The organism is Streptomyces africanus (assembly GCF_002150735.1).
Lineage (GTDB): Bacteria > Actinomycetota > Actinomycetes > Streptomycetales > Streptomycetaceae > Streptomyces > Streptomyces africanus.
The window spans coordinates 1-23,791 of the sequence record NZ_MUKA01000242.1 but is presented as its reverse complement, the minus strand read 5'-3'; the positions used below and the strand labels follow the sequence as shown (position 1 = coordinate 23,791).

At 71.8% G+C, this 23,791-nt stretch carries 21 protein-coding genes; 14 read left to right on the top strand and 7 right to left on the bottom strand.

The window, feature by feature from the left end:
- The first annotated feature begins 98 nt into the window (after positions 1-98).
- Both CCL05_RS28195 and CCL05_RS28190 read left to right on the top strand, forming a co-directional pair.
- A complete protein-coding gene (locus tag CCL05_RS28195; protein WP_086563371.1) occupies positions 99-785 on the top strand; it encodes a response regulator transcription factor in 687 nt (228 codons plus the stop codon).
- A gap of 9 nt (positions 786-794) precedes the next feature.
- Positions 795-2,198: a sensor histidine kinase gene (locus CCL05_RS28190; protein ID WP_086563369.1), complete on the top strand. Its 1,404-nt coding sequence runs from the start codon at positions 795-797 to the stop codon at positions 2,196-2,198.
- Between the two features lie 33 nt (positions 2,199-2,231).
- Here CCL05_RS28190 and CCL05_RS28185 read toward each other — a convergent pair whose 3' ends face one another.
- Entirely contained in the window at positions 2,232-3,233 is a 1,002-nt protein-coding gene (locus CCL05_RS28185; RefSeq protein WP_086563366.1) for a TAXI family TRAP transporter solute-binding subunit, read from the bottom strand.
- 99 nt (positions 3,234-3,332) lie between these two features.
- Between CCL05_RS28185 and CCL05_RS28180 the strand changes: the two genes are divergently transcribed.
- A complete protein-coding gene (locus tag CCL05_RS28180; protein WP_086563364.1) occupies positions 3,333-3,740 on the top strand; it encodes a pyrophosphohydrolase domain-containing protein in 408 nt (135 codons plus the stop codon).
- Positions 3,741-3,790: 50 nt separating this feature from the next.
- Here the strand turns inward: CCL05_RS28180 and CCL05_RS28175 are convergent, their stop codons facing one another.
- A complete protein-coding gene (locus CCL05_RS28175) occupies positions 3,791-5,014 on the bottom strand; it encodes a cation:proton antiporter (protein WP_086563363.1) in 1,224 nt (407 codons plus the stop codon).
- Positions 5,015-5,018: 4 nt separating this feature from the next.
- On the bottom strand, positions 5,019-5,504 hold the full coding sequence (locus CCL05_RS28170; protein ID WP_086563361.1) for a cation:proton antiporter regulatory subunit: 486 nt from the start codon (positions 5,502-5,504) through the stop codon (positions 5,019-5,021).
- 101 nt (positions 5,505-5,605) lie between these two features.
- Between CCL05_RS28170 and CCL05_RS28165 the strand changes: the two genes are divergently transcribed.
- The 4 genes from CCL05_RS28165 to CCL05_RS28150 all read left to right on the top strand — a co-directional run bounded on the left by CCL05_RS28165 (position 5,606) and on the right by CCL05_RS28150 (position 9,811).
- Positions 5,606-6,721: a sensor histidine kinase gene (locus tag CCL05_RS28165; protein WP_425275950.1), complete on the top strand. Its 1,116-nt coding sequence runs from the start codon at positions 5,606-5,608 to the stop codon at positions 6,719-6,721.
- On the top strand, positions 6,721-7,374 hold the full coding sequence (locus CCL05_RS28160; protein ID WP_086563357.1) for a response regulator: 654 nt from the start codon (positions 6,721-6,723) through the stop codon (positions 7,372-7,374). The genes CCL05_RS28165 and CCL05_RS28160 overlap by 1 nt, the downstream gene beginning before the upstream one ends.
- A 64-nt stretch (positions 7,375-7,438) precedes the next feature.
- Positions 7,439-8,962: a tRNA (N6-isopentenyl adenosine(37)-C2)-methylthiotransferase MiaB gene (gene miaB, locus CCL05_RS28155; protein ID WP_086563356.1), complete on the top strand. Its 1,524-nt coding sequence runs from the start codon at positions 7,439-7,441 to the stop codon at positions 8,960-8,962.
- 135 nt (positions 8,963-9,097) lie between these two features.
- Positions 9,098-9,811: a class III extradiol dioxygenase subunit B-like domain-containing protein gene (locus CCL05_RS28150; RefSeq protein WP_086563396.1), complete on the top strand. Its 714-nt coding sequence runs from the start codon at positions 9,098-9,100 to the stop codon at positions 9,809-9,811.
- Positions 9,812-9,967: 156 nt separating this feature from the next.
- Here CCL05_RS28150 and CCL05_RS28145 read toward each other — a convergent pair whose 3' ends face one another.
- Both CCL05_RS28145 and CCL05_RS28140 read right to left on the bottom strand, forming a co-directional pair.
- Positions 9,968-10,315, bottom strand: a complete 348-nt coding sequence (locus tag CCL05_RS28145) for an antitoxin (protein ID WP_086563354.1) — start codon at positions 10,313-10,315, stop codon at positions 9,968-9,970.
- Positions 10,316-10,341: 26 nt separating this feature from the next.
- Positions 10,342-10,617 (bottom strand): hypothetical protein, encoded by a 276-nt coding sequence (locus tag CCL05_RS28140; protein ID WP_086563353.1) that lies wholly within the window; start codon positions 10,615-10,617, stop codon positions 10,342-10,344.
- A 182-nt stretch (positions 10,618-10,799) separates the two neighbouring features.
- On the opposite strand from CCL05_RS28140, the gene miaA reads away from it, so the two are divergent.
- The 6 genes from miaA to hflX all read left to right on the top strand — a co-directional run bounded on the left by miaA (position 10,800) and on the right by hflX (position 19,395).
- Positions 10,800-11,738 (top strand): tRNA (adenosine(37)-N6)-dimethylallyltransferase MiaA, encoded by a 939-nt coding sequence (miaA, locus tag CCL05_RS28135; RefSeq protein WP_086563352.1) that lies wholly within the window; start codon positions 10,800-10,802, stop codon positions 11,736-11,738.
- A gap of 108 nt (positions 11,739-11,846) precedes the next feature.
- A complete protein-coding gene (locus tag CCL05_RS28130) occupies positions 11,847-12,377 on the top strand; it encodes a hypothetical protein (protein ID WP_086563351.1) in 531 nt (176 codons plus the stop codon).
- 81 nt (positions 12,378-12,458) lie between these two features.
- Positions 12,459-13,331 carry a diaminopimelate epimerase gene (gene dapF, locus CCL05_RS28125; RefSeq protein ID WP_086563348.1) on the top strand — a complete coding sequence of 291 codons (873 nt, stop codon included), beginning with the start codon at positions 12,459-12,461 and terminating at the stop codon, positions 13,329-13,331.
- Positions 13,332-13,631: 300 nt separating this feature from the next.
- The gene (locus CCL05_RS28120; protein WP_086563347.1) at positions 13,632-15,827 is read left to right on the top strand and encodes a RelA/SpoT family protein; all 2,196 of its coding nucleotides are present in this window, start codon (positions 13,632-13,634) and stop codon (positions 15,825-15,827) included.
- A 421-nt stretch (positions 15,828-16,248) separates the two neighbouring features.
- Positions 16,249-17,745 carry a M1 family metallopeptidase gene (locus CCL05_RS28115; RefSeq protein ID WP_086563345.1) on the top strand — a complete coding sequence of 499 codons (1,497 nt, stop codon included), beginning with the start codon at positions 16,249-16,251 and terminating at the stop codon, positions 17,743-17,745.
- A 156-nt stretch (positions 17,746-17,901) separates the two neighbouring features.
- Positions 17,902-19,395, top strand: a complete 1,494-nt coding sequence (gene hflX, locus CCL05_RS28110) for a GTPase HflX (RefSeq protein WP_086563344.1) — start codon at positions 17,902-17,904, stop codon at positions 19,393-19,395.
- Positions 19,396-19,470: 75 nt separating this feature from the next.
- On the opposite strand, the gene CCL05_RS28105 is transcribed toward hflX, so the two are convergent.
- Positions 19,471-20,673, bottom strand: coding sequence for a trypsin-like serine peptidase (locus CCL05_RS28105; protein WP_086563343.1), 1,203 nt, complete (start codon positions 20,671-20,673; stop codon positions 19,471-19,473).
- 223 nt (positions 20,674-20,896) lie between these two features.
- Positions 20,897-22,120 carry a trypsin-like serine peptidase gene (locus CCL05_RS28100; RefSeq protein WP_107400523.1) on the bottom strand — a complete coding sequence of 408 codons (1,224 nt, stop codon included), beginning with the start codon at positions 22,118-22,120 and terminating at the stop codon, positions 20,897-20,899.
- A gap of 340 nt (positions 22,121-22,460) precedes the next feature.
- Between CCL05_RS28100 and CCL05_RS28095 the strand changes: the two genes are divergently transcribed.
- Positions 22,461-23,791, top strand: a 1,331-nt coding sequence (locus CCL05_RS28095; protein WP_086563341.1) for a diaminobutyrate--2-oxoglutarate transaminase family protein, incomplete at its 3' end; no start/stop codon positions are given.

Here is a 23,791-nt window from a genome sequence, read left to right as displayed (position 1 = left end):
TCATCCATCAGCGTGACTGCACAAGGTGCACGCGCGCGCGTGCACGCGCTTTTTGTACACAGACAGATCGTACGGCCAGTGAACCGAAGGGGGCGCGGGTGAGACTGCTGCTCGTCGAGGACGACAACCACGTCGCCGCCGCCCTGTCGGCGGTCCTGGCGCGGCACGGGTTCGACGTCACGCACGCGCGCAGCGGCGAGGAAGCCCTTCAGGCGCTGGTCCCCGAGGTCGACGGATTTGGTGTCGTGCTGCTCGACCTCGGCCTGCCCGACCAGGACGGATACGAGGTCTGCGGCAAGATCCGCAAGCGCACCAGCACACCGGTGATCATGGTCACCGCGCGCTCCGACGTGCGCTCCCGCATCCACGGCCTCAACCTCGGCGCCGACGACTACGTGGTGAAGCCGTACGACACCGGGGAACTGCTCGCCCGCATCCACGCGGTCAGCCGGCGCACCTCGCACGAGGACACCTCCAGCGGTGTCGAGACGGAACTGCGCCTCGGGCCGGTGCACATCGAGCTGCCCACCCGCCGGGTCAGCGTGGAGGGAGCCGTGATCCAGCTGACCCGCAAGGAGTTCGACCTCCTGGCCCTGCTCGCGCAGCGGCCCGGGGTGGTCTTCCGCCGGGAGCAGATCATCAGCGAGGTGTGGCAGACCAGCTGGGAGGGGACCGGACGCACCCTGGAGGTGCATGTGGCGTCCCTGCGCGCCAAGCTGCGGATGCCGGCGCTCATCGAGACCGTACGCGGAGTCGGCTACCGGCTCGTCGCGCCTGCCGGTTAGCGGGGCCGGGTGCGCACTCGTCTGCTCCCGCTGCTGATCGTCCTGATGGCGGCCGTGCTGCTCGCGCTCGGCGTCCCGCTCGCCGTCAGCCTGGCCGGCGCCCAGCAGCAGAAGGTCGTCGTCGACCGCATCGACGACACGGCACGCTTCGCGGCTCTCGCCCAGTTCGTCACGGACTCGCCCACCGGAACCGTCGGCGCGTTCGAGAACGAGCGCCTGGCCACGCTCAGCCGCGAACTCGACAGCTACTACAAGGTCTACGGCATCCGGGCCGGTGTCTTCTACCGCAGCGGCAGTGCCATGGCCCACGCGCCCGCCGGGTGGTCCCTGCCCAAGGAGGGTGAGGTACGCGACGCGTTCGACGAGGCGCTGCTCAGCCGCCGTAGCCACGACCCGCGGCAGGTGTGGCCCTGGCAGCGCCGCAACCTGGTGGTCGCCTCGCCGGTCATCCGGGACGGCGACGTCGTCGCGGTCGTCGTCACCGACTCGCCCACCGGGCAGCTGCGCTCGCGCACCCTGCACGGCTGGCTGGTCATCGGCGCGGGCGAGTTCGCCGCGATGCTGCTGGCCGTCGGTGCCGCCCTGCGGCTGACCGGCTGGGTGCTCAGGCCCGTGCGGGTGCTGGACGCCACCACCCACGACATCGCCACGGGGCGGCTGAAGTCCCGGGTCGCCGCCGCCGGAGGTCCGCCGGAACTCAGGCGCCTGGCCCGGTCGTTCAACGAGATGGCGGACAACGTGGAGGACGTGCTGGAGCAGCAGCGCGCCTTCGTCGCCGATGCCTCGCACCAGCTGCGCAACCCCCTCGCGGCGCTGCTGCTGCGTATCGAGCTGCTCTCCTTCGAGCTGCCCGAGGGCAACCAGGAGATCGCCTCGGTCCAGTCCGAGGGCAAGCGCCTCGCGCAGGTCCTGGACGATCTGCTCGACCTGGCGCTGGCCGAGCACACCGACGCCGATCTGAAGATCACCGACATCGGCGAGCTCGCCGCCGAACGGGTCGCGGCCTGGTCCCCGACCGCCGAGGCCAAGGGCGTACACCTGGTGAGCGACTGCCCGCCGACGACCGCGTGGGCCGATCCGGTGGCGCTGTCCAGCGCGCTGGACGGGATCATCGACAACGCGCTGAAGTTCACGCCCGAGGGCCGGACGGTCGAGGTGACCGTCGCGCGTGAGGGAGACACCTCCACGGTGGTCGTCACCGACGAGGGGCCGGGCCTCACGGATGAGGAACTGGCTCGCGTCGGCGACCGCTTCTGGCGCAGCAGCCGCCACCAGAACATCAAGGGCTCGGGCCTTGGACTGTCCATCTCGCGGGCGCTGCTCGCGGCGGGCGGCGGTTCGATCGCGTACGACCATCACGAGCCGCACGGGCTGAAGGTGACGGTGACGGTGCCGAGGGTCGGACCGGCGTAGCGGAGCCGGAGCCCGAGGCGAGGCCGAAGAGGGCTATGGCTTGACGGACCGGTAGTAGCGCCGGGCCCCGTCGTGCAGCTTGAGAGGGTCGGTGTAGATCGCCGTGCGGACGTCGACCAGCTGGGCGGAGTGGACCGTCGCTCCGATGCCGTCCCTGCTGTCGATCACCGTACGGGTCAGCCACTCGGTGAGCCGGGGGTCCATGTCGTTGCGCGTGACCAGCAGGTTGGACACCGCCAGGGTGGGGACCGGGTCGCCGCGCTGGATGGTGGGGTAGGCCGATTCCGGCATCTTGGTGGCGCGGTAGTAGCGCGTGGCACCGCCCTGGTCGTGCAGCTTGGCCACGAGGCCGGCGTCGATCGGCACGAAGCGGAAGGCCGACGCCGACTTCTTGGCCAGCCGGCTGAGCCCGTCGGTGGGCAGGCCGCCCGACCAGAAGAACGCGTCGAGGCCGTGTCCCAGCCGTTTGGGTCCGGTGTCGATGCCGTCCGACGACGGCTTGATGTCCTTCTCCGGGTCGATCCCGGCCGCTTTGAGCACGCCGTTCGCGATCAGCCGCACGCCGGAGTCCGGCAGCCCTATGGCCACGCGCTTGCCCCGTAGATCCGCGACGGAGCGGATGTCCGAGTCCGGCGGTACGACGAGCTGGGCGTAGTCGTCGTACAGGCGCGCGACCCCGCGCAGGCGGTCGGCGCCCGTGCCGTGGTCGAGCTTGTACGTGGCGACCGCGTCGGCCGCGGCGATCGCGAAGTCCGCCTGGCCCGTCGCCACGTCCGCGACGTTCTCCTGCGAACCGGCGCTGGTCAGCAACCGCACCTTCAGATCGGGCATGTCCTTGTCGATCGCTTTGCGCAGGAGATCGCCGTACTCGTAGTACACCCCCGCGCGCGTACCCGTGCTGAACCGGATCGTCCCGCCCGGAGGCTCCTCGGCCCAGGGGCGCAGCCACCACAGCAGCAGCCCGAGGACCACGAGGGCGGCGGCGCCGCCCTGAAGGGCCCGGCGCCTGCCGAGAGGGGGGAACGTCGTGGGCATGCGCGAGATCCTGCCAGCCGTGGTGCCCCGCTGACCAGGGGCGGGCTCACACGATGGGGGCGAGGGGGAGTGTCAGTGGCGGCCACTACAGTCGGCCCCATGAGCTCCTCGCCCGCTGACCTGGTCCGTGAATTCCACCTCGCCTTCGGCCTGGACGCCCGCAGTACCCCGACGGAGGTGCCCCCGGAACTCGCCGCCCACCGCGGTGAACTCCTCGCGGAGGAGGCCGCGGAGGTCGCCGAGGTGTCGGTGACGGGCCCGCTCGACCGGCTCGCCCACGAACTCGCCGACGTCGTCTACGTGGCGTACGGCACCGCCCTCGTCCACGGCATCGACCTCGACGCGGTACTGGCCGAGATCCACCGTTCCAACATGACCAAGATCGGCCCCGACGGCTCCGTCTCCCGCCGCGAGGACGGCAAGGTGCTCAAGGGGGAGCACTACGAGGCACCGGATGTGCCGGGGGTGCTGCGCAGGCAGGGATGGGAACCGGCCGCGGGGGCCTGAGCCGCCGCCCGGGCCTGCGGCGGCTCCGCTGTCCCCTGCGGCGCCGCCCCTCAGTCGGCCACCTGCGCGTCCGCCTCCTTGGTCCGCTTCGTCGTCTCCGCCGCATCCCGGCGTGGCTCGCGGCGCCGGGTCCACCAGGTCGCCACGGGCTCCGTGTAGCGCGCGGTGAGCGGGCCGAGGACGACCAGGATGAGGACGTAGGCCGTGGCCAGGGGGCCGAGGGACGGTTCGATGCCCGCCGAGACGGCCAGCCCGGCGATGACGATGGAGAACTCGCCACGCGCCACCAAAGCACCGCCCGCCCGCCAGCGGCCCTTGACGGAGATCCCGGCCCGCCGCGCCGCCCAGTAGCCGGTGGCGATCTTCGTCAGGGCGGTGACGACGGCGAGGCCCAGGGCGGGCAGCAGAACGGGCGGGATGCTGGACGGGTCGGTGTGCAGGCCGAAGAAGACGAAGAACACCGCCGCGAACAGGTCACGCAGGGGGCTCAGGAGCGTGTGCGCACCCTCCGCCACCTCTCCCGACAGCGCGATGCCCACCAGGAAGGCCCCCACCGCCGCCGACACCTGCAGCTGCTGTGCCACACCCGCTACCAGGATCGTCAGACCCAGCACGACCAGCAGCAGCTTCTCCGGGTCGTCGCTGGAGACGAAGCGGGAGATCACCCTGCCGTAGCGCAGGGCCAGGAAGAGGACGAGGCCCGCCGCGCCCAGCGCGATCGCCAGGGTCAGGCTGCCGGCCAGCAGCCCGGCTCCCGCCACCAGCGCCGTGACGATGGGCAGATACACCGCCATCGCGAGATCCTCCAGCACGAGCACGCTGAGGATCACCGGCGTCTCCCGGTTGCCGACCCGCCCCAGATCGCCGAGCACCTTCGCGATCACGCCGGACGACGAGATCCAGGTGACACCGGCCAGGACGACGGCGGCCACCGGCCCCCAGCCGAGCAGCAGCGCCACCGCCGCCCCCGGCAGCGCGTTGAACGCGCAGTCGACCAGGCCGGACGGGTAGTGGGTCTTGAGGTTGGAGACCAGATCGCTCGCCGTGTACTCCAGGCCCAGCATCAACAGCAGCAGGATGACGCCGATCTCGGCGCCGGTGGCGATGAACTCCTCGCTCGCGCCCAGCGGCAGCAGACCGCCCTCGCCGAAGGCCAGACCGGCCAGCAGGTACAGCGGTATCGGCGAGAGCCGGAAACGGGCGGCGAACCGGCCGAGCAGGCCGAGGCCGAGGATGATGGAACCGAACTCGATCAGCAGAACCGCAGAGTGCACCGGCTCACTCCCGACCGAGTATCGTCGCGGCGGCGTCGACGCCCTCGCGGGTGCCGACGACGATCAGCGTGTCACCGCCCGCCAGCCGGAAGTCCGGCGCGGGTGAGGGGATGGCCTCGGCCCGCCGCAGCACCGCCACGACCGACGCGCCCGTCTCCGTACGCATCCGCGTGTCGCCCAGCACCCGCCCGTTCCAGCGCGAGGTCGCGGCCACCTCGATCCGCTCGGCGACCAGCCCCAGGTCCGTGGTGTACAGCAGACTCGGGCTGTGGTGGGACGGCTTCAGCGCGTCGATCAGCGACCCCGCCTCCGAACCGGTCAGCCGCAGCGACTGCGCGCAGGAGTCCGGATCGTCGGTCCGGTACACGTTCACCGTGCGCGTGCCGTCGCGGTGCGCCACCACCGACAGATGGCGGTGTTCCCGGGTCTCGAGGTCGTACTGGACCCCGATGCCCGGCAGCGGCGTCGCCCTCAGGCGCGGAGCTGACACGTTTCTTCTCCTTGTTCGTCTGGCTCTTGTCGGTCTGTGCACGGTGTCGTTCAACGGACGGGTCAACTCCGCATGCTGTCATCCAGCCGTACGGTGACGACATGGGTGTCGTGACGGATATACGCAGCGGCCGGTCGCCGGAGAGGGTGGAGGGGGCGGTGTCGTACGCGAAGGCCAGGGCATGTGCGGACGCCGGGGCAGATGCGAAGGCCGGGCCATGTGCGAAAGCCGGGCTCTGCGCGAGAGCCGGAAGGAGCGGGTCCAGGAACGTGTCGTTGTTCTGGCGGATCTTCTCGCTCAACGCGGCGGGCCTGGTCGTGGCCACCGCGTTGCTGCTCGGCCCGGTCACCGTGTCGACCCCTGTCCTGGCGGGCGAGGCGCTCGTCCTGCTCGGAGGCTTGGCCCTGCTGCTCGCCGGCAACGCGCTCGTGCTGCGCTTCGGCCTCGGACCCCTGCAACGGCTGGACCGGGCCATGGCCACCGTGGACCTGCTGCGTCCGGGCTCCCGCCCGGTGGTCGCCGGCCCCGCGGAGACGGCCGGGCTGATCACGACGTACAACGCGATGCTCGACCGGCTGGAGGCCGAGCGGGCCGCGGGCGCCGCCCGGGCGCTGTCCGCACAGGAGAGCGAACGGCACCGGATCGCCCGGGAGCTCCACGACGAGGTCGGGCAGACCCTGACCGCCGTCCTCCTCCAGCTCAAGCGCGTCGCGGACCGGGCGCCCGGGGACCTGCGCGAGGAGGTCGGCCAGGCACAGGAGGCGACCCGGGCCGGCCTGGACGAGATCCGGCGTATCGCCCGTCGGCTGCGCCCCGGTGTCCTGGAGGAACTCGGCCTGGCCAGCGCCCTGCGTTCGCTCGCCGCCGAGTTCACCACCCATGGGCTGACCGTGCGCCACCACGTCACCGGCGACCTCCCCGCACTGACCCCGGAATCGGAACTGGTCGTCTACCGAGTGGCCCAGGAAGGCCTGACCAACACCGCCCGGCACGCCGGCGCCGACCGTGCCGAACTCCGCCTCCGGCCGGTCCCCGGCGGCGTCGAACTCCTCGTACGCGACAACGGCACCGGCCTCGGCGACGCCCCCGAGGGCGCCGGAATCACCGGCATGCGCGAACGCGCTCTCCTGATCGGCGCCGGCCTCACCCTCGAACCGGCCCCGGGCGGGGGCACCGACGTGCGGCTGCTCCTGCCGGTGGCGGAAGGAGCGCGCTGATGCCCACCCCGATCCGTGTCCTGCTCGCCGACGACCACACCCTCGTACGCCGGGGCGTGCGCCTCATCCTGGACGGCGAGCCCGACCTGACGGTCGTCGCCGAGGCCGGGGACGGGGCCGAGGCCGTCGCCAAAGCCCGGGAAACCGCCGTCGACCTGGCCGTCCTGGACGTCGCCATGCCCCGCATGACCGGCCTCCAGGCGGCCCGCGAACTCTCCCGTCGGCTGCCCGGCCTGCACATCCTGATCCTGACGATGTACGACAACGAGGAGTACTTCTTCGAGGCGCTCAGGGCCGGAGCCAGCGGCTACGTCCTGAAGTCCGTCGCCGACCGCGACCTGGTCGAGGCCTGCCGGGCGGCTGTGCGCGACGAGCCGTTCATCTACCCGGGTGCCGAGCGGGCCCTCGTCCGCTCCTACCTGGAGCGGCTGCACCGGGGCGACGGCCTGCCGGAACGGGCCATCACCGAACGCGAGGAGGAGATCCTCAAGCTGGTCGCCGAGGGCCACACCTCCAAGGAGATCGGCGAACTCCTCTTCATCAGCGCCAAGACGGTCGAACGCCACCGCGCCAACCTCCTGCAGAAGCTCGGCATGCGCGACCGTCTGGAGCTGACCAGGTACGCGATCCGCGCCGGACTCATAGAGGCGTGAGCCCGGGCCGGGGGTTGTCCACAGGCGACCGAGCCACTTCCGGCGACCGCCTACCCTTGTCCCCATGAGCAGCATCGACCGGAGCCAGTCAGTGGGCGGCACGCGCACATACGAGGTACGCACCTACGGGTGCCAGATGAACGTCCACGACTCCGAGCGATTGGCCGGTCTGCTGGAGGACGCGGGCTACGTCCGCGCCCCCGAGGGCGCCGACGCTGCCGACGTTGTCGTCTTCAACACCTGCGCCGTGCGGGAGAACGCCGACAACAAGCTGTACGGCAACCTCGGCCACCTCGCGCCGAAGAAGGCCGCCCGCCCGGGCATGCAGATCGCGGTCGGCGGCTGCCTCGCGCAGAAGGACCGCGACACCATCGTGAAGAAGGCGCCCTGGGTGGACGTCGTCTTCGGCACGCACAACATCGGCAAGCTGCCGGTCCTGCTGGAACGCGCGCGCGTGCAGGAGGAGGCGCAGGTCGAGATCGCCGAGTCTCTGGAGGCGTTCCCGTCCACGCTGCCGACGCGCCGCGAGAGCGCGTACGCGGCCTGGGTCTCCATCTCCGTCGGCTGCAACAACACCTGCACCTTCTGCATCGTCCCGGCCCTGCGCGGCAAGGAGAAGGACCGCCGCCCCGGCGACATCCTCGCCGAGATCGAGACCTTGGTCGCGGAGGGTGTCTCCGAGATCACACTGCTCGGGCAGAACGTGAACGCGTACGGCTCCGACATCGGCGACCGCGAGGCCTTCAGCAAGCTGCTGCGCGCCTGCGGGAAGATCGAGGGGCTGGAGCGCGTCCGCTTCACCTCCCCGCACCCGCGCGACTTCACCGACGACGTCATCGCCGCCATGGCCGAGACGCCGAACGTCATGCCCCAGCTGCACATGCCGCTCCAGTCCGGTTCGGACACGGTCCTGAAGGCCATGCGCCGCTCCTACCGCCAGGAGCGCTACCTGGGGATCATCGAGAAGGTCCGCGCCGCCATCCCGCACGCGGCGATCAGCACCGACATCATCGTGGGCTTCCCCGGCGAGACCGACGAGGACTTCGAGCAGACGCTGCACGTGGTGCGCGAGGCCCGTTTCGCCCAGGCCTTCACCTTCCAGTACTCCAAGCGCCCGGGCACCCCGGCCGCCGAGATGGACGGCCAGATCCCCAAGAAGGTCGTCCAGGAGCGCTACGAGCGCCTGGTCGCCCTCCAGGAGGAGATCTCCTGGGAGGAGAACAAGAAGCAGGTCGGCCGCACGCTGGAGCTGATGGTCGCCGAGGGCGAGGGCCGCAAGGACGACAGCACCCACCGCCTGTCCGGCCGGGCTCCCGACAACCGCCTCGTCCACTTCACCAAGCCGGACCAGGAGGTACGCCCCGGCGACGTGGTCACGGTAGAGATCACGTACGCCGCTCCGCACCACCTCCTCGCCGAGGGCCCCGTGCTGGACGTGCGCCGCACGCGCGCGGGCGACGCCTGGGAGAAGCGCACCGCCGAGAAGGCGGGCAAGCCGGCCCAGCCGGCCGGCGTGCTCCTGGGCCTGCCGAAGATCGGCGTACCCGAGCCGCTCCCGGTGGCGACGAGCGGCTGCGGCTGCGACTGAGCCGGGCTGCGGCCCGCTGGGGCCGGGCCTGACGGGGGACTGGGCCGGCTGCGACGGGACCTGGCTGCAGCTGGGCCTGCTGCGGCCGGACCTCACTGGGCAGGGCCCGTGTTCTGCTGGGTTACCCTGCCGATCATGCTTGTCGCCGCCGCTGTCTGCCCCTGCCCGCCCCTACTGGTACCCGACGTCGCAGCGGGCGCCGCTCCGGAGTTGGACGCCGCACGGGCCGCCTGTACGGACGCGCTGGGCGTGCTCGCCGCCGCCCGGCCCGGCCGGCTCGTGGTCGTCGGGCCGGTGGACAGTGCCGGGCCCGAGAGCTACCCGGAGGGCACGCGCGGCTCGTTCCGGGGCTTCGGAGCCGATCTCGACGTACGGCTGGGACGGGACGAGGGCACGCCCGCGGACCAACGGCTGCCGTACTCGCTGGCGGTGGCCGCATGGCTGCTGGAGCGGACCGGGTGGTCCGACGCACCGGTCGAGGGACTCGGCGTGGGTGACCGGCTCGAACCCGAGCGGTGTGGCCGGATCGGACGGGACCTCGCCTCACGGGCCGAGCGGGTCGCGCTGTTGGTGATGGGTGACGCCAGCGCGTGCCGGACGCTCAAGGCCCCGGGGTACCTGGACGAACGGGCGGCGCCCTTCGACGCGGAGGCCGCGCGCGCACTCGGCACGGCGGACGTGGCCGCGCTCGCGGCCCTGGACACGGGGCTGGCGCGCGAACTGAAGGTCTCCGGCCGGGCCCCCTGGCAGGTCCTGGCGGGCGCGGCCGAGGACGCGGACCTCGGCGGATCACTGCTGTACGAGGACGCGCCGTACGGGGTGGGATACCTCGTGGCCACCTGGTCCTAGCCCGGCGGCCGGACGGCCACCGCAGCGGAACGCAGAACGCAGAACGCAGATCACGGAAACGTCGGACGGCCGGGAGCCCTCGTGCTCCGCGGCCGTCCGCCGATGTGCCCTTCGATGTGCCGAGGTGTGATCAGGACCTGGTGCGTCGATGTGCGCTCAGGAGGTGGGCGGTGGTGCGTCCGGCGGCGGGGTGCCTCCGGCGTCCCGCAGCGGTGCCGTACGGCCCGTGTCCGGTGGCATGGTGCCGGCCGGGCCCGGCGGCGGCGTCGTGCCGCCGCCGTCCGGCCCGCTGTCGCCCTTGTGCGCGAGTCGGTCCATGGCGCCCTTGGCCTTGCCCGTGCCCGACTGGATCCTGTCGCTGTACTTGCCCTTGGTCCTCTTGTCGACGACCCGGGCGGCCTTGTCGAGGCCGTGATGGATCTTGTCCTCGTGCCGGTGCGCGAGGTCCGAGACCTTGCCCTTGGCCGGGCCCAGTTTGGCCTTCACGTTGTTCAGGAGACCCATGGTTCACCTTCCCTCGCGCGGGGCGGTCACGTGCGGGCGCCCTCGCCGGCCTCGTTGTCGGCCGCCTTGTCGGTGGACTGCTGCTTGGGGATGTCGACGCCTTCGTTCTCGGTGGTCTCGGCCGCCTCGGCCACCGGCTCGGCCGCTTGCGCTGCCCCGTCAGCCCCCTTCGCCGCCGCCTCTGCCCCTGCCGCTTCCTCCGCCTCGGTCCCGGCCGTCGCCTGGTCGGCCTGAGCCCCGGCGGCAGGCGCAGCCTCCTCCGTGGCCTTGGACCTCCGGAGAAGTCGTGCAAAAACGCCCATATCCACTCCATACGTTACTCGTGCGGGCGAAATCCCGCGTCGCCCGGTGCGTCCGTTTGCGCGACCCGGGCCACCGCCTCTGCGATCCGGCGGCAGGAACCTCGCAACGGGCAACGAACCTGAGGCCGTGGCGTCACGTAACTCGTTCGAGAGCTGGGTTCGAGGTTTGCGAGACTGGGTCGGTGAGCAGTGCACCCACCATCCCCCGCGTCATCGCCGTCGTCGGACCAACTGCGGCCGGAAAGTCCGATCTGGGCGTCTTCCTGGCCCAGCGTCTCGGTGGCGAGGTCGTCAACGCCGACTCCATGCAGCTCTACCGAGGGATGGACATCGGCACCGCCAAGCTGACGCCCGAAGAGCGCGGTGGCGTACCCCACCACCTGCTGGACATCTGGGACGTGACGGTCACGGCGTCCGTCGCCGAGTACCAGCGACTGGCCCGCGAGCGGATCGATGCCCTGCTCGCCGAGGGTCGCTGGCCGATCCTGGTGGGCGGCTCCGGACTCTATGTGCGCGGGGCCGTCGACAACCTGGAGTTCCCGGGCACCGACCCCGAGGTCCGCGCCCGCCTGGAGGAGGAACTGACGCTGCGCGGCCCGGGCGCGCTGCACGCCCGGCTGGCCGCCGCCGACCCCCAGGCCGCGCGGGCGATCCTGCCGAGCAACGGCCGCCGGGTCGTCCGGGCCCTGGAGGTGATCGAGATCACCGGCAGGCCCTTCACCGCCAACCTCCCCGGCCACGACTCCGTGTACGACACGATCCAGATCGGCGTCGACGTGGCCCGGCCCGAGCTGGACGAGCGCATCGCGCGCCGGGTCGACCGGATGTGGGAGACCGGCCTGGTGGACGAAGTGCGCGCACTGGAGGCGCAAGGGTTGCGCGAGGGGCGTACCGCCTCGCGCGCGCTCGGCTACCAGCAGGTGCTCGCGGCGCTCGCCGGGGAGTGCACCCTGGAGGACGCGCGGGCCGAGACCGTGCGTGCCACCAAGCGCTTCGCGCGCCGTCAGGATTCATGGTTCAGGCGCGATCCCAGGGTGCACTGGTTGAGTGGGGCTGCGGCCGATCTCACAGAACTTCCGCAGCTCGCGCTGTCTTTGGTCGAACGACCGGTTACAGCCTGATCACGTCATGGCATCGGGACGCCCAGGCCGTCATCCGGGCCTGCGGCGGCGTGCCATCATCGAGCTTCGATCGACCGAGTTGAGTCCTAGTTGGGAGGGCGCGTGGCGATGGAGGCCGGCCCTCGCGACACCGCACAAGGCACCGATCACATCACCGCCGACCGGGATGAACCCGAGCGCCGGGACGAGACGGAGCACGGGGACGGACCGGAGCAGGAGGCGGACCGTCTCAGCTCCGACGGGCCCGACGAGACGCAGGGTGTGACGGACGACGGCCCCGAGCCCGAGGAGATGTTCGCGGGCGAGGTCGAGGTCGAGCTGCGCCCGCAGCGCAGGCTGCGCATCTGGCAGCTCGCGCCCATCGTGAGCCTGGCCGCGCTCGGCTCCCTGATGTTCGCGTTCCCGCTCGCCTTCGACTTCGGCGACAGCGGGGCCGTGATCGCCATGCTCGGGCTGCTGATCTGCTCCTGCGCGGCCGGCTGGGGCATGATGGCCGCCCGCCGCGTGGGCTACACCTTGCCGGGCCTGCCGGCCAAGGGCTCGGGCCGCAGACCGGACTGGCGGGTCGTCCTCGCGTACGCCGTGATGGTGGCGGCGGTGGTCGTGCTGGCGGTCTGGCGCGTGGCGCGGCTCCGCTGAAGCGCAGCACGTGCTGCAGTGCCCCGAGCCCCCTGGCACCTCCTTCGGCTCGACCCGCGGAACGCCCCGTACGATCGAGGAATGAGCACGCGGATCCCCTTCCTCAAGGGTCACGGCACCGAGAACGACTTCGTGATCGTCCCGGACCCCGAGAACGCCATCGACCTGCCCCCCGCCGCCGTCGCCGTCCTCTGCGACCGCCGCGCGGGCATCGGCGGTGACGGACTGCTGCACGTGGTGCGATCCGCGGCGCATCCCGAGGCGAAGGCCATGGCGCCCGAGGCGGAGTGGTTCATGGACTACCGCAACGGCGACGGCTCGATCGCGGAGATGTGCGGCAACGGCGTGCGGGTCTTCGCGCGCTACCTCCAGCGCGCCGGACACGTCGACGAAGGGGACCTCGCCGTCGCCACGCGCGGGGGCGTGAAGACCGTGCACATCGCCAAGGACGGTGACGTCACCGTGGGCATGGGCAAGGCGCTGCTCCCCGAGGGGGACGTCACGGTGAGCGTCGGCGAGCGCAGCTGGCCCGCGCGGAACGTGAACATGGGCAACCCGCACGCGGTCGCCTTCGTGGACGACCTGTCCCACGCCGGTGACCTGCTCTCGCCGCCGCCCTTCAGCCCGGCCGCCGCGTATCCGGACGGGGTGAACGTCGAGTTCGTGGTCGACCGCGGTCCCGGGCACGTCGCGCTGCGCGTGCACGAGCGCGGTGCCGGTGAGACCCGCTCGTGCGGCACGGGCGCGTGCGCTGTCGCCGTGGCCGCCGCCCGCCGCGACGGCGCCGACCCGACGGCCACCGGCACCCCGGCGACCTACACCGTGGACGTGCCCGGCGGAACCCTGGTGATCACCGAGCGGCCCGACGGCGAGATCGAGATGACGGGCCCTGCGGTGATCGTGGCCGAGGGCGAGATCGACGCGGAGTGGCTGGCGACCGCCACGCGCGCGTGAGCGGGCGCGGCCGGCCGTCCGGAAAATGCTGCGCGATGTCGGCCGCACGACCCGGAACAGTCATGAAGAACCGGCCATTTGGCGGGAACAAAACCTTCAGGGCCACGACCTACCGGGGTGCAAACTTCACATTCATCCCTCGAATGGGTGATCAGTTTCACGCTCGGCGAGAGGCGGTCAGCCACGCGTGGTGGGCTCGGTAGCATCAAGCACCGGCCCGGACGGGGGACCGAAGCCACCCCCTGAGCCGTGTCCGCCCTGGGGCACCCCGTCCGCCGGTCCACGCAGCCGGAGGTGCCCATGAGTGCGGAGGCCACGAATTCCGTGACCCCAGGCCCGATGCCGGGCGCGGTGTCAGGGCCGGTGACGCCGACAGCCCCGCGCAGAAAGTCCCGCCCCCGGATCGATCTGCGCCGCCTCGGCCGTGCCGCGCTGCTCGGCCCCGCCGCCCGCGACCGGTTGCCCGACGCCATCAGCCACGTCGTCGACGCGCACCGCGCCCATCACCCCGACGCGGACCTCGAACCCCTGCGCCGCGCCTACGTCCTGGCCGAGTCCTCGCACCGCGGCCAGATGCGCAAGAGCGGCGAGCCGTACATCACGCACCCGCTCGCCGTGACCCTGATCCTCGCCGAACTCGGCGCCGAGACGACGACGTTGACCGCGTCCCTGCTCCACGACACCGTCGAGGACACGGACGTGACGCTCGACCAGGTCGGCGAGCAGTTCGGCGAGGAGGTCCGCTACCTCGTCGACGGCGTCACCAAACTGGAGAAGGTCGACTACGGCGCCGCCGCCGAGCCCGAGACCTTCCGCAAGATGCTCGTCGCCACCGGCAACGACGTCCGGGTCATGTCGATCAAACTCGCCGACCGGCTGCACAACATGCGCACCCTCGGCGTCATGCGCCCCGAGAAGCAGGAGCGCATCGCGAAGGTGACACGTGACGTGCTCATCCCGCTCGCCGAACGGCTCGGCGTCCAGGCGCTCAAGACCGAACTGGAAGACCTCGTCTTCGCGATCCTGCGCCCCGAGGAGTACGCGCACACCAGGGAGTTGATCGTCCGCAACGCCGCCCGCGCGGACGACCCGCTCGCCGAGGTCGCCGACGAGGTGCGCAAGGTGCTGCGCGAGGCGGACATCCCGGCCGAAGTCCTCATCCGGCCCCGCCACTTCGTCTCCGTGCACCGGGTCTCCCGCAAACGCGGACGGCTCCGCGGCTCCGACTTCGGCCGCCTGCTGGTGCTGGTCAACGAGGACGCCGACTGCTATGGCGTCCTCGGCGAACTCCACACCTGCCTGACGCCGGTCGTCTCGGAGTTCAAGGACTTCATCGCCGTACCGAAGTTCAACCTGTACCAGTCGCTGCACACGGCCGTCGCCCGCGAGGACGGCCAGGTCGTCGAGGTCCTCATCCGCACGCACCAGATGCACAAGGTCGCCGAGGCCGGCGTCGTCGCGCTCGGCAACCCGTACGCGCCGGCCCCCGACGACCCGGCCGACGGCGAGCGCGTCGACCCCACCCGCCCCGGCTGGCTCTCCCGGCTCCTCGACTGGCAGGAGGCGGCACCCGACCCGGACCACTTCTGGTCGACCCTGCGCGAGGACCTCGCCCAGGACCGCGAGATCACGGTCTTCCGGCCCGACGGCGGCACGATCGGCCTGCCCGAGGGGGCGACCTGTGTGGACGCGGCGTACGCGCAGTACGGCGAGGACGCGCACGCGTGCATCGGCGCCCGCGTCAACGGCCGTCTGGCGACGCTGAGCACCGTGCTGAAGGACGGCGACACCGTCCAGCTCCTGATGGGCCAGGACCCGGCGTCCGAGCCCTCCCGGGAGTGGCTGGAGCACGCGCACACGCCCGCGGCCCGGATCGCCATCCAGCGGTGGCTGGCCGCCCACCCGGCGCAGGCCGAGGCTCAGCGGACCGAGGCCCGGGAGGACCGGCAGGCCGAGGAGCGGGCGGCGGCTGTCCGGCCCGCGACCGCCGACGCGTCCGATCCGGCCGGGCCGGCCCCCGGGCAGGCGGCCCTGCGCCCTGCCACCGGCAACGTCCTCACCGACCGGCCCGGCGCGAGCGTCCGGCTCGCAGGGTGCTGTACGCCCGTACGGCCCGACGAGATCACCGGCTTCGCCGTACGCGGGGGAGCGGTCACCGTGCACCGCTTCGAGTGCGCCGCTGTGGAGCGTATGAAGGACGCGGGGCGCGCGGAGGTCGGCGTGCGCTGGGGTGAGGCCGCGGAGTGCCGGGTCACGCTGGTCGCCGAATCGTTCGTCCGTCCCCATCTGCTCGCGGACCTCACGGAGGCCATGGCCCTCGAAGGCGCCGAGATCGTCTCCGCGACGGTCGAACCCCCGACCCAGCAGCAGGTCCGCCACACGTACACGGTGCAGCTCCCGGACGCGGCCCACCTGCCCGCCCTCATGCGCGCGATGCGCAACGTGGCCGGGGTCTACGACGTCACCAGGGCCCAACCACAGCCGCAGGGCGGCTGAGCCACCCGGGCGCCGGCCATCGGGTACGGGGCGGTGGCGACACCTGGGCTTGGGACACCGGGTAGGGGTCGGCAGCCCGCTGGGGTGCCGCCATCGGGTACGGGGCGGCGGCCACACCTGGGCGTGGGACACCGGGTAGGGGGCGGCAGCCCGTCTGGGCGTCGGCCGTTGGGCACGGGTCGGCAGCCCGCCGGACGTCGGTCACCGGGTACGGGTCGGCAGCCCGCCCGGGCGTCGGCCCCGCATACGGGGCGGCTGAGCCCGCCACGGCGCCGGCCACCCGAAGCGGGGCGGCATCCGGATCAGGTCCCGGTCCAAGCCCGACGCGGGGTGGCACCCGGCGCAGGCCCCGGTCCCCGGTTCGGGTGGGCCGGACGCGCGTCGTCCGCGTCGCGCACGCCCGCGCTGATAGCCGTGAGGCATGCGCCTCACCCCCCACCACACCCGCCCCCGTACCCGTTCCTCTCGTCGGCGGACGTCCGCGGCGCTGCTCGCCTCCGCCGTCTCCGTCTGCCTCGTCGCCGCGAGCGCCCCCGCCGTCCCCCTCGGCGTCGGCGACCGCCTCTTCCCGTACCTGGGCAACCCGGGCTACGACGTCGCGTCGTACGACCTCTCCTTCACGTATCCCGGCAGCAACAGCGAGCCGCTGCGGGCCGTGACCACCATCGACGCCTGGACCACCGCCGACCTGGACCGCGTCAACCTGGACTTCGCCCACGGCACCGTCCGCTCGGTCGAGGTCGACGGCGAGCCCGCCACCTTCAGCACCGCCGGTGAGGACCTGGTGATCACGCCCGAGGACTCCGTGCCGGACGGCAGCTGGATGCGGATCACCGTGCGGCACACCAGTGACCCCGAGCCCGCCGAGGGCCGCGAGGGCGGCTGGGTGCGCACCGCGGACGGCCTGGCCATGGCCAACCAGGCCGACGCCGCGCACCTGGTGTTCCCGTGCAACGACCACCCCTCCGACAAGGCGATGTTCACCATCCGGGTCACCGCACCCGACGGTCACACGGCCGTCGCCAACGGCCTGCCCGCCGGGGTGGACAGGTCCGGCGGATCGACCACCTGGACGTACCGCACCCACCACCCCATGGCCACCGAGCTCGCCCAGGTCTCCATCGGCCGCTCCACCGTGCTGCACCGCACCGGCCCCCACGGGCTCCCCGTACGGGACGTCGTCCCGGCCAAGCACCGCAAGGCCCTCGAACCCTGGCTGAAGAAGACCCCGGGGCAGATCGCCTGGATGGAGAGCAGGGTCGGCCGCTACCCCTTCGAGACGTACGGCCTGCTCATGGCCGACGTCTCCACCGGCTTCGAACTGGAGACCCAGACGCTCTCCCTCTTCGAGCGGGAGCTGTTCACCGAGTCCGTCCACCCCGCCTGGTACGTCGAGTCGATCATGGTCCACGAGCTGGCCCACCAGTGGTTCGGCAACAGCGTCGGCCCCCGCACCTGGTCCGACCTGTGGCTGAACGAGGGACACGCCACCTGGTACGAGGCGCTGTACGCCGAGGAGCAGGCCGGCAAGCCGATGCGGGACCGCATGAAGGCCGCGTACGGCGCCTCCGACCGCTGGCGCGCGGCCGGCGGACCACCCGCCGCCCCGCAGGCCCCCGAGCCGGGCAGCAAGACCAGCATCTTCCGGCCCAACGTCTACGACGGCGCCGCGCTCGTGCTGTACGCCCTGCGCGAGGAGATCGGCCGCCCGGCCTTCGAACGCCTGGAACGCGCCTGGGCCGGCCGGTACCGGGACGACACCGTCACGACGGAGGACTTCGTCCGGCTCGCCGCCGAGATCTCCGGGCGCGACCTGGACGGCTTCTTCCAGGGCTGGCTGTACGGGGAGAAGACCCCGCCGATGCCGGGGCACCCGGACTGGAAGCCGGCCCGGCCCGCGAAGGCGGCCGCTCGATAACACGGTGACGAGACGCCCGTGCCGTGGGACTATCTTCAGGTCGGCGCGGCACGGAGCGCCGGGAATCTCCCGGCATGCTCGCGCGTTATGCCTGGTTGACGGAAAGCTCGCAGCGCTCCGTCGCCGTAAACGGTTTCCCAGCTACGTAAGGATCCAATGACCTCCTCTTCTTCCCCTTCCCAGGACACCCAGCGCTTCGCGCACAGCCACCCCGAGGGTCTTCGGGCCGATGCCCTGATGGAAGAGGACGTCGCCTGGAGCCACGAGATCGACGGAGAGCGGGACGGCGACCAGTTCGACCGCTCCGACCGCGCGGCCCTGCGCCGTGTGGTGGGCCTCTCCACCGAGCTCGAGGACGTCACCGAGGTCGAGTACCGGCAGCTCCGTCTGGAGCGGGTCGTGCTCGTCGGCGTCTGGACCACGGGAACCGCGCAGGACGCGGAGAACTCCCTCGCGGAGCTCGCCGCCCTCGCGGAAACGGCCGGTGCGCTGGTGCTCGACGGTGTGATCCAGCGCCGCGACAAGCCCGACGCGGCCACCTACATCGGCTCCGGCAAGGCCGAGGAGCTGCGCGACATCGTCCTCGAGTCGGGCGCGGACACCGTCATCTGCGACGGTGAGCTCAGCCCGGGCCAGCTGATCCACCTCGAGGACGTCGTCAAGGTCAAGGTCATCGACCGGACCGCCCTGATCCTGGACATCTTCGCCCAGCACGCCAAGTCCCGAGAGGGCAAGGCGCAGGTCGCGCTCGCGCAGATGCAGTACATGCTGCCGAGGCTGCGCGGCTGGGGCCAGTCGCTGTCCCGGCAGATGGGCGGCGGCAAGGGCGGCGGCCTCGCCACCCGTGGTCCCGGTGAGACCAAGATCGAGACGGACCGGCGGCGGATCCGCGAGAAGATGGCGAAGATGCGCCGGGAGATCGCGGACATGAAGACCGGCCGCGAGATCAAGCGCCAGGAGCGCAAGCGCCACAAGGTGCCCTCGGTCGCCATCGCGGGCTACACCAACGCCGGCAAGTCCTCGCTGCTCAACCGCCTCACGGGCGCGGGCGTGCTGGTCGAGAACGCCCTGTTCGCGACCCTCGACCCGACCGTGCGCCGGGCCGAGACCCCGAGCGGCCGGCTGTACACGCTGGCCGACACGGTCGGGTTCGTCCGCCATCTGCCCCACCACCTGGTCGAGGCGTTCCGCTCCACGATGGAGGAGGTCGGCGAGTCCGACCTGATCCTGCACGTGGTGGACGGTTCGCACCCGAACCCGGAAGAGCAGCTGGCCGCCGTGCGTGAGGTGATCAGGGACGTCGGTGCCACGGACGTGCCCGAGATCGTGGTGATCAACAAGGCCGACGCGGCCGACCCGCTGACGCTCCAGCGGCTGCTGCGCGTCGAGAAGCGGTCCATGGCCGTCTCGGCCCGCACCGGCCAGGGCATCGACCAGCTGCTCGCGCTCATCGACAACGAGCTGCCGCGCCCGTCGGTCGAGATCGAGGTGCTCGTGCCGTACACGCACGGCAAGCTGGTCGCCCGTGCCTACGACGAGGGCGAGATCCTTTCCAAGGAGCACACTCCGGAGGGAACCCTGCTCAAGGTGCGGGTGCACGAGGAACTGGCGGCGGAGCTCGCGCCGTACGTCCCGGCGCCGGCGCTCTGACGGCTCAGGCTCCGCCCTGATGTGAGAAGGCCCGCCCCCCCTGTCCGCAGGGAGCGGGCCTCCAGCATGCCCCGGTCAGCGACCGCCGTACGTCTTGCTCATGTTCTGGTAGAGCGCCTCGGCGTCGCGGCCCAGCTGCGGACCGGCCAGCCAGGAGTTGTCGGCCGGGCCGATCGAGGTGTTGGAGACCAGGACGGACTTGCCGTTCAGCACCCGGAACCAGCCGCCGCCGGACGAACCGCCGGTCATGGAGCAGCCGATGCGGTACATCGTCGGTAGGCTCGGGCTGAGCGAGAACCGGCCCGGGACGTCGACGCACCTGAACATCTTCTGCCCGTCGTAGGGCGGCGCCGCCGGGTATCCCCAGGCGCCCATCTTGGCGGCCTCGGCCGCGGACGGCGCGGAGAAGTCCACGTCCAGCGCGGCACCGACCGTCTCCTCCAGGGACTTGGCACCCCGCTCGGGCTTCACGTGCAGCACGGAGTAGTCGTACGCCGCTCCGTCACCGCCCGTCTCCGAACCGCCCTGGATCCACTGGTTCGAGGTCGAGGCCCAGTCCGCCCACCAGTTGCCGTACGGCGCCACCTCGGTCGGGTTCGCGTTGCTCAGCTCCGCCTCGGACTTGCCGAGGTCGTTGTAGGCCGGCACGAACACGAGGTTGCGGTACCAGCCGCCCTTACCGCCGGCGTGCACGCAGTGGCCCGCCGTCCACACCAGGTTGGACTTGCCCGGGTGGTTGACGTCCTTGATCACTGTGCCGGAGCAGACGGCCGGGCCCTCAGGGGAGTCGAAGAAGACCTTGCCGACCGGGGCGGCGTTCCGGTGGTACGGCGTCTTCTCGGCCTGCGCCCGGACTGGCGCCGGATCCGGGTCGCTGACACCCCGGCCGGCCGACGCGTCCTTCGTCGTGACCCTCTTGTCGGCCTCCTTCGCGGACTGCATCCGCTCCGGCTTCCAGAGGCCCTCGATCACCGGGTTGACGAAGTCCTTGGCCTCACTGAGCCACTTGTCCTTGTCCCAGTCCTTCCAGCCGCCGTCCTTCCACCGGTCGATGTCGATGCCGTGCTCCTTGAGCTTGCCCGCGAGGTCGGCAGGGACCGTGACCTTGCCGGCGCCGTCCGCGGCCTGCGAGGTGGTGGCGTCGGGCTTGTCGCTCGCCGAGTCCGCCGAACCCTCACAGGCGGTCACGGTGAGCGCCAGGGCGGCGACGAGCCCGGTGGCGGCGAGGACGGTGCGCCGCCCGCGCTTCGGTGCCGCGGGCGTACGTGTGGAACGCATGGTGCGATGACCCCCGTTGGTGCGTAACAGTGTGTGGTGCTGCGTGTGCATGCCATAGGCGTGGGCGCCGGTGCCCCGGCGCGAAAACCCACTATGCCCGGGGAGTTGAGGGTGAACCGGGGTGGGGTGGTGAAGGTTTCCGTGAGTCCACGGGCCGGTGCACCAGATGCGTTGCCCACGTACCAGGCGTGCCACCCCACCGCCGACGGTGATCGGCCGGCCGTCAGCGGCCCGCGAACTTCCCGCTGACCGACTCGTACACGCCCTTGGCCACCTCGCCCAGGCGCGGACCGGCCAGCCAGCCCGACGTCACCGGGCCGATCGAGGTGTTGGACACCAGCGCGGGCTTGCCGTCCGCGCCCGTCGCGACCCAGCCTCCGCCGGACGAACCGCCGGTCATCGTGCAGCCGATGCGGTACATCGTCGGATCCGACGCGGTGACCGACAGCCGGCCCGGCCGGTCCTGGCACCGGTACAGCTTCTGCCCGTCGTACGGCGGCGCGGCCGGGTAGCCGATCGCCGTGACGCTCTTCACCTTCGGTACGGCGGGAGCCTTGAAGTCGACCGGCAGCGCCGAACCGACCGTCTCCTCCAGCGACTTGCCGCCGCTGCCCTTCTCCGGCGTCACATGGATGACCGCGAAGTCGTAGGGCGCGCCGTCCCCGCCCGTCGAGCCGCCCTGCTCGATCCACTGGTCCGAGGTCTGGGCCCAGTCACCCCACCAGACGCCGTAGGGGGCGACGTCATGCCTCGTGGCGTTCTCCAGTTCCGCGACCGGCTTGCCGTCGTCGTTGTACGACGGCACGAACGCGATGTTGCGGTACCAGCCGCCCTTCTTGCCCGCGTGCACGCAGTGGCCCGCCGTCCACACGAGGTTGGACTTGCCCGGGTGGGCCGGGTCCTTCACGACCGTCGCCGAGCAGACGGCCGAGCCCTTGGGGGAGTCGAAGAACACCTTCCCGGCCGTGGGTGCGTTGGCGTGGTACGACGGCGGCACGGCCTGCGCCTCGACAGGCTGCGGCGTGGGATCGGTCACGCCCTGGTCTCCGGAGAGGTCGCTGTCGTCGACGCCCTGGTCGGGCTCCTCCGCGTCCCGCATGCGGTCCGGGTCCCAGAGACCCTCGATGATCGGGTTGATGTACTCGTTGGCCTCGCGCAGCCAGTCGTCCCGGTCCCAGTTCTTCCAGGCGCCGTTCTTCCACTTGTCGATGTCGATCCCGTGCTCACGGAGCCGGTCCCTGATGTCGTCGGGGATTTTCAGCTTGCCGTCGTCGGAGGAGCCGGCCGACGCCGAGGCCTCACCGCCCGCCGCGGCGTCGCCCGACTCGCAGGCGGTGGCGGTCAGCGCGAGCGCCGAGGCGAGGGCCACCGCGGCCAGCACGGGGGAGTTCCTGCGGCGCGCCCTCCCGCCTCGGCTGGCTATGGACGACGGCCGTGTGGATCGCATGATGTGACTCCCCCTGCTGTGTAACGAACATGGACGAACCGGTGCCAAGGCGCTGGTTTCCGCCACTTCATGGGGAGTTCAGGCCGAGCTCACGGCGTCCGGGAACGGCACCACACACTATGCGGTGGCTGTGGGGGCGGTCCGACGGAACCGCAACAGTTCCGTCACGGAAAGGATCTTGAGGCAACCCGTAACCAGGTGAGCGGACCGGGGTTGGTAGCGGTGGGGGGCCTGCTGTCTGTGTGCGGTCCTCTGTGCCCGTGCCCAGTGGGAGGTCAGGGAAGTCGTGGCGGAATCCACCCATGGGGGATGTGCGTCCGAGGAGGCCACTGTGGGGCGTATGCCGGTGAGGGCCCTCCCTGTTGCTGTCGACGGCACGGCACCGGGGGCGCGCGCCGCGCACGAAGGGATTCTGCGACGCCAGTCCGCGCGCGAGTCCGCGGCCCGCACCTACGCCCGCGCCCTGCCGATCGTGCCGGTGCGGGCCCGGGGACTGACCATCGAGGGCGCGGACGGCCGCCGCTACCTGGACTGCCTCTCCGGCGCCGGCGCGCTCGCCCTCGGGCACAACCACCCGGTCGTCCTGGAGGCCATCCGCAAGGTCCTCGACTCCGGCGCGCCGCTGAACGCCCTCGACCTGGCCACCCCCGTCAAGGACGCCTTCATCACCGAGCTGTTCCGCACCCTGCCGCCGGGGCTCGCCGACCGGGCCCGTGTGCTGTTCTGCGGACCGGCCGGCAGCGACGCCGTGGAGACCGCGTGCGCACTGGTGCGCGCGGCGACCGGCCGGACCGGCCTCATCACGTTCACCGGCGCCTCCCATGGAAGGACGGCCGCGGCTTGCGACGCGTCCGCCGCCGCCCACGACGTACGGGTCACCCGTCTGCCCTACCCGCAGGACTACCGCTGCCCCTTCGGCGTCGGGGGCGAGCGCGGGGCCGACCTCGCCGCCCGCTGGACCGAGTCCGTCCTCGACGACCCCGGGTCGGGCGCTTCGCTGCCCGCCGGGATGATCGTCGAGCCCGTCCAGGGCGAGGGCGGGGTGATCCCCGCACCGGACGCCTGGCTGCGGCGCCTGCGGCAGCTCACGGCCGACCGGTCCGTCCCCTTGATCGCCGACGAGATCCAGACGGGCGTCGGGCGGACCGGCGCCTTCTGGGCCGTGGAGCACAGCGGAGTCACCCCCGATGTGATGGTCCTCTCCAAGGCCATCGGAGGCAGCCTGCCGCTGGCCGTCGTGGTCCACCGGGACGACCTCGACGTCCCGGAAACCGGCGCCCCCACCGGCACCTTCCCCGGCAACCAACTCGCCATGGCCGCGGGCACGGCGACTCTCACCCACGTCCGGGAAAACCACCTCGCCGAACGCGCGGCGACTCTCGGGGCACGCATGCTGAGTCAACTCCAAGGGCTGGCCGGGGACTTTCCCTGCGTGGGGGATGTGCGGGGCCGGGGGCTGATGATCGGGGTGGAGTTCGTGGCCCCGGAGAGCGCGACCGAGGAAGCCGGGCAGACAGTCGGGGCTGTGGGAAAGCCTCTTCCCGCCGCACCCGAACTGGCGGCCGCCGTCCAGCGGGAGTGCCTGCGGCGCGGCCTCATCGTCGGACTCGGCGGCCGGCACGCCAGCGTCGTCCGGTTGCTGCCGCCCCTGACGATCACCGACGAACAGGC